This is a genomic window from Micrococcaceae bacterium Sec5.1 (assembly GCA_039636795.1).
Taxonomy (GTDB): Bacteria; Actinomycetota; Actinomycetes; order Actinomycetales; family Micrococcaceae; genus Arthrobacter.
In genome coordinates, this window is sequence record CP143430.1 from 4,266,126 (window position 1) to 4,279,850 (window position 13,725).

A 13,725-nucleotide genomic window follows, 5' to 3' on the forward strand; every position below is an offset into this window, starting at 1 on the left:
GTTCCGAGATTCATTGTGCGCTCCCCTAAACCGAAACGTGGGCAATGGGATCGCCGAAGACCTCGGCGTCGCCCGTAGCAAATAGTTCGTCATCGGCAACCTGCCAAGTGTGGCTGCTGACGTCTGCTGAGCGACGCACAAAATAGTTGAAGCGGTCTGCAGCATAGATCCGGCCGCCAGCACTCTTGACGCTCTTGAGGAAGGTTGAGTCCTCAGAGCGGCCGAGTGCTTCAAAGCGGTGCTCACGAAATACCTCGGCCGGCGCTGTGAGGGTAGCACCGCGAACAAAGTCCGTGTACCTGTGCTCATGGGCTCCATAAGACAGGATCGTGGCGTCCTTGCTCTCGAAGTAGAAGTACGTCGCGGCTTTGCCCACCAGGTCTGCCTGAGAGAAGTTCAGGGCATGCACAAGGTCAGGGAGATAGTTTTCCCCGTAGAAGTCGTCGTCATCCATCTTGGTAAGAATGTCGCCTTCGGCAGCATCTACCAAGAGGTTAAGGCACTCTCCCAAAGTGACCTTCTTAGCGGCGGAGATGATACTGACATTGTCCAAGCCCAAATCCGAGGCCTTGGCCTTCACCTCGCTGGCATTGACGTCAAAGCCGTGGGTCAGGATGACCAGCTCTTTTTCCAGATCCACTTGGCGTGCCGCATTTTCCAGAATTGAATCGATGGCGTGAGGCCTGTATGTGGGCGCCATGATGGACACAGATCGGTCCCGGGCTGGAACCGGCAGGTTGACACTCTCCAGGATCTGATCAACCCGCGAGGCGTACGTGTGGTTCTTCCAGATCTCGCGCTGCGCACGGTGAACGAGCCGCTGCCGATACGACTCGCTGCGCATCAGAGCCCTCAAATGCGCGTGGGTCTCCTTCTCGTCAGCCGCTGTCAGGATCGACTTATCAGGGAAGAACCGCTCAATGGCGGGACTCGGAGGACTGACCACTGAGGCACCGCAGGCAGTAATTTCGAAGATCCGGCGGGCGCACATGCTCGGCGAATCAACCACGGAGTTCACGTTGAGGAACACTTTGTAAGCGTGGTAGGCCGTCACCATTTCCTCGTAAGGAAGGGACCCCACCACGTTCTTTTCAAACGGTTCAGGAAACTGGTAGTTGGCGTCATTACCCAGCTGGCGCGAAAAAATGTCCAATCCAAACTGCTGTGCAGCAGGCAGCAGGTAATCCATCTGCTGCCGACGCTCCGGATATTTGTGCCGGAAGTACATACCACCGAAGGCTATCGCCCGATCCCGATTGATCTTGTGAGGCCGTGCCGGGTTGTGCATTCGGGGCTGAGCAGCGAACGGCAGCACATGGATGCGGTCATGGCCAAGGGCCTCAACATACTTTGGTACGCAGTTGACGTCCGACGTGAAAACAACATCAAAGAGCTTGGCGCTTTTGAGGAAGTCATCAAAGTGGGGAGGATCTTCTTTGTTCCAGAAGACCGTTGGTATGCCCTGCTCCTTGCACCAAGCAACGAGCTCACTGATCTCAGCACGCGGCGCGAGGCTGCCTGTCAGCTGGTACAACCAGGCGCTGTTGTTTCCTTGCCACGCTGATTCAACGAACAGAAGGTCCGGTCTGGTCTCTTCGAGTTCGGCCTTCCACGTTTTTGGCTCGACCGCAATGTTGTTCCACTCAAAGGAAAATGCGGTCTGGGAAAAGGGGTCCAGAATCGAAGCTACCGTAATGTCTGCAACTCGATCGTTTGCCGCAAGCGCCTGCATCGCCGGAAACTTCGCTCGATCAAACGCTTCCGGCTTCGCGATGGCCGGAGCTTGCTTCTTGGCCGAGGCAGGCTTCTTCTCTGAAACCGCAGCTACGCGTGGAGCCGAGGGTTCGGTGGTCAGACGGCCTTGCCAGCGAGTAGCGTCTTGAAGCAGCCACTCGACTTCTTGCACCGCAGCTTCAATACTGGCAGCGGCATCGCCCGAGATTTGCCCTTCAGTGATCCTACGGCGAAGGCGCGTAAGTGCTGCGGGTGTCTGGTCTCCGTGCGTGGATGGTGTCCGCTCAGACAGCATTCACGATCTCCTGGTCAAGGTTCAGCGCACCGCGCGTGTCAATGACAATCTTGCCGGACAGCAGCTCAGGGGCCACGGCCTTGACGTCGTCGTGATCAACCAGAACGACCACTACATCCGAGCGCTGGATGGAATCTTCGATTGAAACAAGCTCAACATTGCTGCGGTTAGCCAGCTGCTTGGGGAGTTCTTCCACGTGCGGTTCAGCAACGTTAATGCGGCGGTCCTGCAGGGCCTCGGCGAGGTGCGCTGCGATCTCGATGGCGGGTGATTCGCGGAGGTCGTCGATGTTGGCCTTGAATGCAAGTCCCAGGACTGAAACCTCTGCCGTGGAGGGCAGCGTCTCCAAAGCTGAAACGACCTTCTCGAAAACCCATTCCGGCTTGGCATCGTTGACTTCACGTGCAGTACGGATCAGGCGGGATTCCTCGGGGGCTGCTGCAACAATGAACCAGGGGTCCACAGCGATGCAGTGGCCACCCACGCCGGGGCCCGGCTGCAGGATGTTAACGCGGGGGTGGTGGTTGGCCAGGCGGATCAGTTCCCAAACGTCAATTCCCAGTTTGTCGCTGATGACGGAAAGCTCGTTGGCGAAGGCAATGTTGACGTCGCGGTAGGAGTTCTCCACCAGCTTGGCCATCTCGGCCGTGACGGCGTCCGTGGTCAGGATTTCACCCTGGCAGAACACTGCGTAGAGGTCCTTCGCCTTCTCGGCGGCCTCGGCAGTGATGCCGCCAACAATCCTGTCATTGGTGACGAGTTCGATCATGACGCGTCCCGGAAGGACACGCTCCGGGCAGTGGGCCACGAGGATGGCAGGCTTCGAATCTGAACCATCAAGGCTAAGGTCCGGCCGGAGGTTCAGGATGTACTGGGCCATGTGCTCGGTCGCGCCGGGAGGGGAAGTGGATTCCAGGATGAGGAGTTCACCGCCCTGCAGCTGCGGCGCAATCGCCCGGGCCGCGGCTTCGATGTAGCTCAAGTCGGCGGAGCGGTCTTCCTTGAAGGGTGTGGGGACGGCAACGATGTACGCGTCAGCCTGGGGAGTGGAAGTACTCGCGCTCAGGTGGCCCTGGCTTACGGCACCGGAAACATGGACTCCGAGGTCCGGTTCAACGAACGGAACCTGGCCGGCGTTCACGGCATCCACCGTACGCTGGTTGACGTCGACGCCGATGACTTCGATGCCGTTCGTGGCCAGGATGGCTGCGGTTGGTAGGCCTATGTATCCAAGGCCGATGACTGCTACTCGTTTAATGGTGTTCAAAATGTTCCCCTTTTTTGTTTAAAATCTTGAGTCTGAGCTAAAGCGTGACGTGTTCGGTTGGATTGCCCCAGAACCGGACTTCTCCTGAGGCGAGGAGTTCGTCGTCGGAGGCGTTCCAGGTGTGTCCCGATCCGCTCCTGAGTTGGTAGTAGTTGTATCGGTCCGAGGAATAGATCTTTCCGCCTGATTGGGTCACTGCGTTCAGGAAGGCGGTGTCTTCGCCGCGGCTTCTGTCCTCGAATGGATGCTCTTCAAAGACTGAGCGTTTTGCCATAATGGTGGGTCCCATGACCATGTGGCTGAACCTGTGCTCCATGTGTCCAAAACGGTAAAGGGCAGCGTTCCTGCTCGAAATGAACATGAAGTGCGCGAGCTTGCCCACTACCTCCGCCCCCGAGTACTGCAGTGCGTTAACTTGGTCCCGTAAGTAGTCAGGACCGTAATAGTCGTCGTCATCCATCTTGGTGAGCACCGCACCAGTGGATTCGGCAACACACCTGTTGAGGCAGGCTCCCAGACTCGACGATTCCGGCTCTTCCAGCAACGTCAATTGAGTCACGTTGTACTTCTGGCGAAGCCTCCGAATGGTGGAAGAACTGGGCTTGAATCCGTGCGTCAGCAACACGAGCTCAACGTCTACTCCCCGCTGGGAGCCGACTGTCTTGAAGATGTGCTCCAGTTGGTGTGGGCGAATAGTGGAAACCAAGGCAGTGACGGTTTCCGGCTGAACGGGCTTTTGACGGGCCGGCAGCACCAGCCGTACAACTTCCTCAGCCCTGTGGGCGTATGTGTGCTCAGCCCAGATACGTCGCTGGGCCAAGTGCACAGCACGATCATTGAGTTCGGGGCTGCGTATCAGTGCCTTGACGACGTCCGCCGCCTGCTCCGCATCGGCAACGCTGTGGATTTCGTTGTCGGGGAAAAAACGCGGCAGTGCAGGGCTGGGCGTCGTTACTACCGGTGTTCCGGAGGCCGTGATCTCAAAGATCCGACGCGCACACATGCTCGGTGAATCCACCACGGAGTTGACGTTCAAGAAGACCTTGTACGCCTTGTACGCGGTGAGCATCTGGTCATAGGTGAGCGAACCTACTACATGCGCGTCATAGGGTGCAGGGAACTGATATTCGGGATCTCCGCCCAACTGACGGGAGAAGATCTCAAGACCGTTCTTGAATGTGGACGAACCCGTGATTGCGCCGTCCAAAAGAATCTGCAGTTGTTCCCGGCGTTCTGGATATTTGTGCGCAAAGTACATGCCTGCGAAAGCCACATCCCGCGAATGCCTGCCATTTGCGGGCCTTACCGGATTATGGATAGCAGGCTGGGCTGCGAACGGAAGGACCCCGATCCGGTCGTGGCCAAGGGCTGCACGATAGTCCGGAAGCTTGTTCTCATCCGACGTGAAGACGGCGTCGAACTCGCGCGCCGCGGGAAGAAAGTCCTCAAAGTGCGGAGGGTCTTCCTTATTCCAGAAGACGGTAGGAACACCCTGGGTGCGACACCACTTCAGCAGATCAAGGAACTCTTGTCGCGGCCCGTTGCTGCCTGTGAGCTGGTATTGCCACGAGCCGGAGTTGCCGTTCCATGCGGACTCGACAAACAAGAAGTCCACGCGCTGCTCTTGCAGTTGTTGGAGCCAATTGTCCTTCTCGAGGAAAAGGACGTTCCACTCGTAAGAAAACGAACGAGCAGAAAAATCGTCGAGGATGACAGCAGCTGTGAGATCGCTGCGGCGGGGAGGGATGGCCGGGTAGTCAAAGGTGTCGAAGGACAAAGAGCGTCCGTCCTTGGCACGGAGCATGCTGGCCCGAGCACTGCGAACAGAGCTCGCTGTAGCGGTCCTTTGCCGGCGATACCACTCTCGCAGCTGGGTCAGCCCTCCTTGGCGAAAATGCCACGCTGCCGTACGCACATCCGATACGTAGCGCATTACGCCCTGCTCCTGCGCATCTTGCTACGAGTCAGTACTTCAGTCATTTGTAGATTGGCGCGCGCTTCATCGCGGACACGTGCAGCCGTGATGTTGTTTCCCTTGGCCAAATTACCGGTGAAGTCCTGGTAGGCGCGAACAGTTTCTTCAGGATCGCCATCCATGATCAGGTGTCCCTTGTCCAGCCAGAGGACTCGGCTGCACATCTTGGTGATGGTGTCCAGGGAGTGACTGACCAGGAAGACACAGCCGGCCTGTTCGCGGAGTTGGTCCATGCGCCGTTTGCTTCGGTCACCAAACTGGGCGTCACCAGTGTTCAGCGCTTCGTCCACCAAAAGAATCTCCGGGTCGATGCTCGCGGCGATCGCGAAACGGAGCCGGGAGGCCATGCCCGATGAATATGACTTCATGGGCAGGTAAATGGAATCCTCCAGCCCGCAGAGTTCAACGATGCTATGGAACTTGGCCTCGACTTCCTGCCGGCTCATGCCCATGGCGAGGCAACCAAGGACTACGTTCTGATGGCCGGACAAGTCAGGCATCAGCGCAGCATTCACACCGAGCATGATCGGTGTACTCGAAGCGAAAATCGCTCCGGATGTGGGGCGCATTTGACCGCTGATGAGCTTCATCAGCGTGCTCTTGCCGGAGCCGTTGCGGCCGATGATTCCCACGGACTCGCCGCGTTCCACCACCAAGGACAGTTCGTAAAGCGCACGTACCGTCACGGTGTTTGGTCGACGGCCAAGACGGCTCAAGAACCTTGTATCCCGACGTTCCTGCGCCACTGCTTCCGAGTCCGTAGTGACCACGCGGTATTCCATCGCTGCACGGTCAACCACCACACACGGATGGCCTTCAACATCCACGACTTGCTCATCCGCGACCATAGGACTCCTCCCCTTGCCAGAAGAAGACCATACCCACGAGAAGTGCACCTAATGCCCAGACGGCCAGCGTGGCCCAGGACTGCCACGTGGGCGCTTGGGCGTAAAGGATGCAATTGCGAAGGATATCGATGACGTTGAACAACGGGTTCATTCGCAGAACCGCCAGAATGTCCGGGTGCTTCACAAACTTCTCGTAGGAGTAGAAGATTGCGGAGCCGTACATCCAGGCGCGCATGAAGAACGGCAACAGGTGGGTGGCATCGTGGACGCGCGAAATGATGCGCGCCAGGATCAGTCCAACGCCAAGATTGAAGACTGACTGAAGCAAAAGTGCCGGGATGATCAGCAGCCACAGCCACGTGATCTTCTCGACCGGCGGGATCAGGGTAATGATCAGAAGCATCGCGAGGATCAGCGGCACATTGGACATCATTTCCCGGATGTTCATGCCGATCGGCAAAGTCGCCCGCGGAAAGTTGAAAGCCTGGACCACGGACTTATTGCTGTGGATGGACCGGGCACCGCTCGTAATAGCGCCCGATGTGCCTTGGAATATGAAGATTCCAATCACCAGGTAACCAACGTAATTCTCAATGCCGCCGCTGGTCTGGAGCAGAATGCCGAAAATAACGTAGTACGTCAGCCCATTGAAGATCGGGTTGAGCAGCAACCATGCACTGCCCAAGCGGTCTCGTCGCGTGCCACTCTGCACCCTCGCGCGGGCGTCATAAAAAATGAACTCACGGAAGTCCCAGAGCTGAACCAGATAGTCCAGAAAGCCCGGGCGCGCACCAACGCGCGTTAGGCGGCGCATGTCCACAGCCAGTGGTTGTACCAGTGCTGGCTCGGGCAGTAGTGCTTTTTTCGCCGACATCAGCTGACCCTCCTTACGTTGTTAGACGCCCAAATTTTCATAAGCCCGGATGTATGCCTGGGCATTTGCCTGCCACGTCCTCGTGGCCAATACTTCTTGCCTGCCAGCGGCGCCAAGCCGCTTCCGTAAACCTTCATCATCAAGCAATTCGTACAACACCTCAGCCAGTCCCCCGGGATCTTCAGCGTTCGCCACTCTGCCGTTTACGCCGTCGTGCACTATCTCCCGCAAGGCGGCCAGGTTGCTGGCCACCACGGGCCGGCCGCAAGCCAAGGCCTCCACAGGTTTGAGCGGCGTCACGGCCCGGGTAACAGCCAGGTCCTTGCGTGGAACCACAAAAATATCCAGCGCCAAGTGGTGAAGGCGAGCCTGCTCCGGAGGAACACGCCCCGTGAAGATGGTCCGTTCCGATAGTCCCAAGCGCCGGACTTGGTCCTGAAGCGCGGGCGCGGCGGTGCCGTCCCCGACCAAAACCAGCTTCAACTGTGGCAGTCGTGGCGCAAGCAGCGCAAATGCTGTGACCAGATCGTCAAGGCCTTCGTAGTCGACAAGGCTGCTTACTGTCCCGATGTAAAGCCCGTTCGGGTCCAGCCCTAGAGCCAGCCGCGCCTCACTGTGATCGAGCGGTTCTTCCAGGTACGCGCCGCCCACGGCATTCGGGCAGATAAGGATTTTATTGTCCGGAACGCCCATGGCCACGATGTTGTGTTTCATGGACTCGCCCAGCGTCACCACCAGGTCCGCGCTCTGCATGACGTCGGCTTCCCGTTCGGTAAACAACTTGTACCGTTCGCTCCCGCGAGCTTCCTCGCCACGGGTTGACGCCCACGTGTCAGCCAGTTGCCCCCGGACTTCGTAGGCCCACGGGACATCCAGGGCGTTTGCGACTTCCCGGGCAACCAGGCCATTGACGAAGTGCGTGGTGGTATGAAGGATCGACGGCCTGAAGTCACGCGCGAGGGTCAAAATGCCTTCGGCCTGCTGCTGTAAGCGGCCATCCATGGACGGCTTCATGCGCGCCGGCAGGAGACGTTCGTAGCGCACGCCGTCAACAACGTCATGCTGCCGCGCTGTCACCGCGCCGATCTGCACGGGGTAACCCAGCCGCGTTACGGCCATTGCTTCCCAACCGGCGTCCTGTTGGGCTGTCAGGATGGAATGGCTGCGCCGGGCGTAGCCGCTGCCGGTATGCGGCACAGAGTTCGTCAGCAGATGCAGGACCCTGCGCGGTTGCGCTTTCACTGCGGATGCCGTCAGCGATGGACGCCACCCTTGGAAGACGCGGACTTCGGACTCAAGCCGCTGCCGCTGTTTTGCCATGCCGCCCCGCTCGCCAGCGAGGACGACGACGGCGCCGCTCATGTCGCCGTCGTACCACTTGCGTCTGGCGAGGGTCGCCGGAGTCCGGGTCGCCCCTGCGGCGAGGGGCAGGAAAACATCCGCCCACGCTGGCTGCCCGGCAGCGATGGCTACTTCTGCCGCCTTGCGGGCGCGGTCGCCTTCAAGACCGGCACGGACGCCATGTTCAAACCGACGGGTAAGCCCGGCGGTGTCCCCCGCGGCGTGGCTGGCCAGCAGGAAGAGGGGACGGGCAGAATTGGGCGCAAGCTTTGCCACGAAGCGAGCCAGCGGCCTAACGATCCTGGACGGCAACCGGCGAAGGACCTGGAGGAACAAGACAAAGGGCGACTCAGTGAGGTGCTCTGACACGGTTCCCGCTGTCAGGGCAATGTTCTTGAGGAGTTGGATCACGCAGTCCCCCGGGCATCGGTTGACTCCGGATTGACCAAGGAGGTAATTGAGTCCATGTATCGCAGGGCCAGTTGGGCGTAATCGGCGTTGTCGCGGACCCAGTCGCGTCCGCTGGTGCCTGAGGCAAGCCGGCTTCGGTCCTCGGAAAGCTCCCGCCACAGCTGCGCCACTGCTTCTGCGTTCGCAGCGACGACGTCGCCTCCCCCTGCTTCAACGATGATGCGTTCCGCTTCACCCCGAACCACTGCCGTGACGTGCCTGCCGATGGCCAGAACCTCGTAGGTCTTGGAAGGGACGGTTGTCTCGAACGATTTCCAGTCATCACGGAGGGACACGATGCATGTATCAGCCTCGCGGTACTTGTCCATAACGGCCTGACCTTGCAATGAAGGGAAGAAGGTCACGGGCGCGTTGAGCTCGCGGGCTAACTTCACCAGTTGCGGCCGGCTGGTGCCGTGACCCACCAATGTCAGGTGGAATCCCTCGCCCAGCAGCGCGCTTGCCCGGATGAGGATGTCCAGGCGCTGGCTTTTGCCATGATTTCCGAGGTACACGGCTTGAAAGACGTCGCGTTCTAAGGCAGGTGGCTCAAGGAAAGGCATGGAGTTCAAATCAAGGCCGTTACTCACGGTCACGACGTTCTTGATGCCGCGGTCCCGCAGCGTCTCGGCAAAGCCGTCGGTGACCGTGACAACCAGGTCCGCTCGCTGCTGAACGAACTCGACCACACGCTCTACCAGGCTTTTGACACTGCCTTGCACGATTCGGGCGTCGCGGGCCAGGTCCGGCCAGGCATCCCGCATCTCGACGATGAACGGCACCCTGCGAAGTCGGGAAAGCACGTATCCAGTAGCCAGCGTCGGAAGGCTCGGAGCTGTGGCGACAATTGCGTCTGGTTTCTTGCCGCCCAAACCTATGGGAACGGACATCACGGCGGAGAAGAGTTGGTCAACGAAGCGTGCCAGTGGCGACGTGCCGAGATGCCGGAGGTACGGCACGCGCCTGATGGTTTCGCCGTGGGGGCCTTCCTGGTGGGCAAAAGCGAATCCGGCCTTTCGCCGGGGCAGATCCCGCTTGCCGTTGGGATAGTGCGCGACGGGAGCAACGACGTCGACGTCCCAGCCTGCCTTCCGGAATTCCCGGGTCAGAGACAGCCAACGGCGCTGCGGCGGGCTGTGCTCCGGCCAATATGAGTGGGTGAGAAGCATTAGACGCAACGGCAATGCAGGATTTACGGCAGCCGCGTCCCTGGGGAGGGAGGTATCCATGGACTACTTGCCGTTGAGGCGGGGTCCGCGGATCCCCTTTGAGCGCAAGGCACGGAAGTACGCAAGGCCCAGCAGCAGCAACACCAAGACCGTCAGGCCCTGGACAAGGGGGTTGTTCTCCGCGACAGGGGCCAGGGCCACCTTCAAGGGTCCGGTGATGTCTGCGCTGACAACTGGCGGGGCTGCGGTTTTCGTAGGAGTGGGTGTGGGCGTAGGCGTCGGCTCGGCGGTGGCCGTGGCGGTCTCGGCGGGAACCTCGGGCTCTACAAAGAAGTTCTCGACAGCAACATCAGTGGGGACAGCAGGAGTGGGAGACGTAGCAGGCGGAGTCACAGCAGGCACTTCCGCGGGCGGAGCGACGGGCTCGACGACGGGCGGCACCACGGGTGCGGGAGCTGGCTCTTCGGAGGGCTGGGCAGGTTCCGTAGGAATAGGTTCCAGAGTGGCGGGAGGCGAGGACGGCTGAATGACGGGCGGGATGATGACCGGGACCGTAGGCTCAGGCGTGGGCGATGGGTCCGCCGGCTGTTCCGTGTCTGTGCCGGGGTTGGTTACCGTGGTGGCCATGGCCGGCTGGATACCAAAAAACCCGAGAATAGCCAGCATGATGACCACAAGTGCGGCTTGAACACGTCTAATTCCGGTGCCCAACTTTCCCCCCGTTAATATGTCGTACAAAACGCCAAGGGCGTCCGTTCCAGTGCGTCCACCTGAAGGAGGGTAGGCGCGGCCGCCAACAGCAAGGAGGGCAGCCCGATTTAGTCTAGCGTATGGATAACAGTCATTTGATTCCGTAGGATCGTCTGCTGATGCCGACCCCAAGGAATTCATGACGCTCATTCGCGGAAGCCGTCCACGCATCAAAGTCCTCCTCGCGGCGCTTGTGCTCATAGCCGGAGTCGGAGGGACCGCTTTGGTTGCGCCCAGCCCCAGCATGGAGGCGGAGCGGCCGATTCAGGATCCACAGCCCCCAGCAGCTCCGAAGAAAACTTCGGCCGTTAAGGCTCCGAAACCGGCAAGCTACCCAATTGGTGGCTATTTCGTCTACGCCACTCCGAGCAGTTCCCGGAACCTGCAGAAGCTCAGCGAAATTAAGGCAGCAGGCGCTGACACCGTCATCACTTTTGGAACGCCTCTCGCGCCAGCTACCTTGGCCACGCTCCCCAAGGAGTGTGTCATCGATGGAGTGAACTGCGCCCAGGCTGCTGCGGGAACTCTGGAGGTCAACCGCTATTTCACGTACTCCGACGGAAGCGTATGGAGCAGCCAAGCTCTGAAGTGCCCCAAGGACCGCAGGATCACCAGCCAAGGCAAGGCATTCGTTGTGTTGGTCCTCCCAGCCCAAGGCAGCGGCTGCACGTCTACGAACGGGAAGTATGACGTGGTGGTTGCCGGCGGTGGCACTGCGGGCGGCATGGATCCAGCAGCTTCCCTGGCTTTGGCGGCCACGAAATTGGGCATGAAGTTCTATGCCGGCTTGCCCCTTCCCGTGAAGAGAACGGATACGCCCTACCTCCCCGACGTTTCCTACCAGGGGACCCTTGCGCTCGTCACGGAGCGCTTCCTTCAATATCAGGCTGCGGCAAATGACGTGAAGGGCCTGGCTGGCTTCTATCACAGCACAGAGATGCCCGTCACAGATGGCCACACTTTCGATCCCATTCTGGATCTGTACCGGATGCAGAACCAGGCCATCCATCGAATCTTTCCCACTCGTGGCGCAATCATTAGTCCCTACCTCGACGCGCGGGTCAGCGCTTTCAGTATCAGCCTTACAGAGGCTCGAAACGGGATCCGAAGAATTGCCCAGACGGCCAGCGGACTGGTCCTGAACATTGCCATCCAAGACGGCATGGGAACCGGCAAGGGTGGAGCGTTTCAGTCGAACGAAGCGAACTCGGCAGTTGACCGGTATGCGGAGAGCATCGTGGGCAAGGGCTCGTGGAGCAGCAAATACGTGGCACCTATTCGGGACTATTTCCTGGCGGCCGCTGCGGGCATTTCCGGAACAGGCGCCGTCCTGTGGGCAAACTTGGAGGGCATGGCTCCGGCCACAGCCTCCAACCGTTGTGGTGACAGTCTCCGCGGGCAAAGCTCCAAAGCGAGGATAGACCGGCAGCTGCAACAGCTATCCAACGCGCAGAAGATCATTTCCTTCATGTGGGATTCGTATTACACCTGCGTTGGTACGGGCGTTCCCCTGAAGGCCCAGGTGGAGTCCGGAATCGCAACGCCAATTATTACCGACGCGACTTTTGACGCAACCACCGGCCAAGTGCGGATAACGGGCTTCAATCTTGCAGGTGGCAATGCCCAGGTGAAGTGGACCACCAAAGGCGGACAACGCCTCGTGAAAACCGTGAAGCCCACCAGCACAAATACGGCCTACGGAGTCCAGAGCGGTATGAACCCTGAACTGGAAATGATCGTCGTGAACGTTGGTAAAACTACTCTGGCCGCCGGCCGCTACTACACCGTCAATGTCACCAACCAATGGGGTGCGGAAAACGACGATTTCTATTCGCAACGCATCTACACAGCACAGTCTTCCCGGGGCTCCAAAGGCTAGCCCGGGACCGGGCGCGTTTGTCCATTTGTTAGAATCGACTCTGCTGCTGCCAACTCTAGGAATACATGACGCACCCCATTGATACCGAAGCCGTTGCGACAGACTCCCGTCCGCGACGTCAGAAGAGCTCCAAAAAGACAGCTCGAAACGTCCTTCTCGGCTTCGCGGCAGCAGTGGTGATCATCGGCTTGGTCTGTGGTCTGTACATCTTTAACCTGGCCCAGACCTTCAACTCCGGGACCACCAAGATCGAGAACGCATTCCCGGACGAGGCGACACGACCCACCAAGAACGTCACGGGTGCCATGAACATCCTTGTCATGGGCAAGGACAAGAACGCAGACAGGTCGGTGGACACGGATGACTCCGCCCCAACGGACCAGCGAACCGACACTCTGATCTGGGTCCACATCCCGGCGGACCGGAAGAACGTCTTTGCCGTTTCGATCATGCGTGACACCTGGGTGAACATTCCTGGGCATGGCGAGGCGAAAATCAACGCCGCAATGGCCGACGGCGGGGTTGCTTTGACTGTCCAGACTGTGGAGTCGCTCTTTAAACAGCGCATCGACCACGTCGCGATGGTGGACTTCGAGGGCTTCAAGGGACTTACTGACGCCTTGGGTGGCGTGGAAGTCAACATCAAGCAGGGCTTCACGCCCAGCGTGCTCAAGGGCAAAGTTACGTTCCAGGCCGGTAAGAACCTGCTCGACGGCGAGAAGGCGCTGGCTTTCGTCCGTGAGCGCAAGTCCTTCCCTGATTCTGACTACACACGAGTCAAGAACCAGCAGCTCTTCCTGAAGGCCGTCATAAGTAAAACGATCTCCCGGGACACCCTCACCAACCCTGTCAAGGTCAACAACATGGTGGACGCGATCTCCCCTTACATCAGTGTGGACAAGGACTTTGATGCCGCCACGATCGGTGGCCTGGCATTGCAGTTCAAGGACCTTCGCGAGAAGGACACCGTCATGTTCACGCTGCCCAACCTTGGCGTCGGCACCTCCACTGACGGACAGTCAATCGTGTTGGCAGACAATGCCGCCATTTCGGAGATTGCCACGGCCATTGGACAGGACAACCTGGCCGCTTATGTCACCGCCAAGGGTTTGGGGAGCTAGGCCTTCCATCCCGGCAGCAATT

10 protein-coding genes are annotated in these 13,725 nt (G+C 59.3%); 2 read left to right on the forward strand and 8 right to left on the reverse strand.

Going from position 1 to position 13,725, the window contains the following annotated elements:
* Positions 1–25: 25 nt before the first annotated feature.
* The 8 genes from VUN82_19465 to VUN82_19500 are packed head-to-tail and all read right to left on the reverse strand — an operon-like array spanning position 26 to position 10,580.
* A complete protein-coding gene (locus tag VUN82_19465) occupies positions 26–2,029 on the reverse strand; it encodes a glycosyltransferase (GenBank protein XAS71241.1) in 2,004 nt (667 codons plus the stop codon).
* A complete protein-coding gene (gene wecC, locus VUN82_19470) occupies positions 2,019–3,296 on the reverse strand; it encodes a UDP-N-acetyl-D-mannosamine dehydrogenase (protein ID XAS71242.1) in 1,278 nt (425 codons plus the stop codon). The genes VUN82_19465 and wecC overlap by 11 nt, the downstream gene beginning before the upstream one ends.
* 37 nt (positions 3,297–3,333) lie before the next feature.
* Positions 3,334–5,229, reverse strand: coding sequence for a glycosyltransferase (locus VUN82_19475; protein XAS71243.1), 1,896 nt, complete (start codon positions 5,227–5,229; stop codon positions 3,334–3,336).
* On the reverse strand, positions 5,229–6,119 hold the full coding sequence (locus tag VUN82_19480) for an ABC transporter ATP-binding protein (protein ID XAS71244.1): 891 nt from the start codon (positions 6,117–6,119) through the stop codon (positions 5,229–5,231). Before VUN82_19480 ends, VUN82_19475 begins: the two co-directional genes overlap by 1 nt.
* On the reverse strand, positions 6,106–6,993 hold the full coding sequence (locus VUN82_19485) for an ABC transporter permease (GenBank protein ID XAS71245.1): 888 nt from the start codon (positions 6,991–6,993) through the stop codon (positions 6,106–6,108). The genes VUN82_19480 and VUN82_19485 overlap by 14 nt, the downstream gene beginning before the upstream one ends.
* A gap of 21 nt (positions 6,994–7,014) precedes the next feature.
* Complete coding sequence (locus VUN82_19490) at positions 7,015–8,745, reverse strand: glycosyltransferase family 4 protein (protein XAS71246.1); 1,731 nt, start codon at positions 8,743–8,745, stop codon at positions 7,015–7,017.
* On the reverse strand, positions 8,742–10,013 hold the full coding sequence (locus VUN82_19495; GenBank protein XAS71247.1) for a glycosyltransferase family 4 protein: 1,272 nt from the start codon (positions 10,011–10,013) through the stop codon (positions 8,742–8,744). Before VUN82_19495 ends, VUN82_19490 begins: the two co-directional genes overlap by 4 nt.
* A 3-nt stretch (positions 10,014–10,016) precedes the next feature.
* Positions 10,017–10,580, reverse strand: a complete 564-nt coding sequence (locus VUN82_19500) for a hypothetical protein (GenBank protein XAS71248.1) — start codon at positions 10,578–10,580, stop codon at positions 10,017–10,019.
* Positions 10,581–10,842: 262 nt separating this feature from the next.
* Between VUN82_19500 and VUN82_19505 the strand changes: the two genes are divergently transcribed.
* Both VUN82_19505 and VUN82_19510 read left to right on the forward strand, forming a co-directional pair.
* A complete protein-coding gene (locus VUN82_19505) occupies positions 10,843–12,582 on the forward strand; it encodes a DUF4434 domain-containing protein (GenBank protein ID XAS71249.1) in 1,740 nt (579 codons plus the stop codon).
* A gap of 65 nt (positions 12,583–12,647) precedes the next feature.
* Positions 12,648–13,703, forward strand: coding sequence for an LCP family protein (locus VUN82_19510; GenBank protein XAS71250.1), 1,056 nt, complete (start codon positions 12,648–12,650; stop codon positions 13,701–13,703).
* The last annotated feature ends 22 nt before the right edge of the window (positions 13,704–13,725 follow it).

Coding starts and splice junctions, on each gene's coding strand:
- VUN82_19485 (XAS71245.1), bottom strand. CDS start 6,993: ATGTCGGCGAAAAAAGCACTACTGCCCGAGCCAGCACTGGTACAACCA.
- VUN82_19500 (XAS71248.1), bottom strand. CDS start 10,580: ATGGCCACCACGGTAACCAACCCCGGCACAGACACGGAACAGCCGGCG.
- VUN82_19475 (XAS71243.1), bottom strand. CDS start 5,229: ATGCGCTACGTATCGGATGTGCGTACGGCAGCGTGGCATTTTCGCCAA.
- VUN82_19495 (XAS71247.1), bottom strand. CDS start 10,013: ATGGATACCTCCCTCCCCAGGGACGCGGCTGCCGTAAATCCTGCATTG.
- VUN82_19465 (XAS71241.1), bottom strand. CDS start 2,029: ATGCTGTCTGAGCGGACACCATCCACGCACGGAGACCAGACACCCGCA.
- VUN82_19505 (XAS71249.1), top strand. CDS start 10,843: ATGACGCTCATTCGCGGAAGCCGTCCACGCATCAAAGTCCTCCTCGCG.
- VUN82_19480 (XAS71244.1), bottom strand. CDS start 6,119: ATGGTCGCGGATGAGCAAGTCGTGGATGTTGAAGGCCATCCGTGTGTG.
- VUN82_19510 (XAS71250.1), top strand. CDS start 12,648: ATGACGCACCCCATTGATACCGAAGCCGTTGCGACAGACTCCCGTCCG.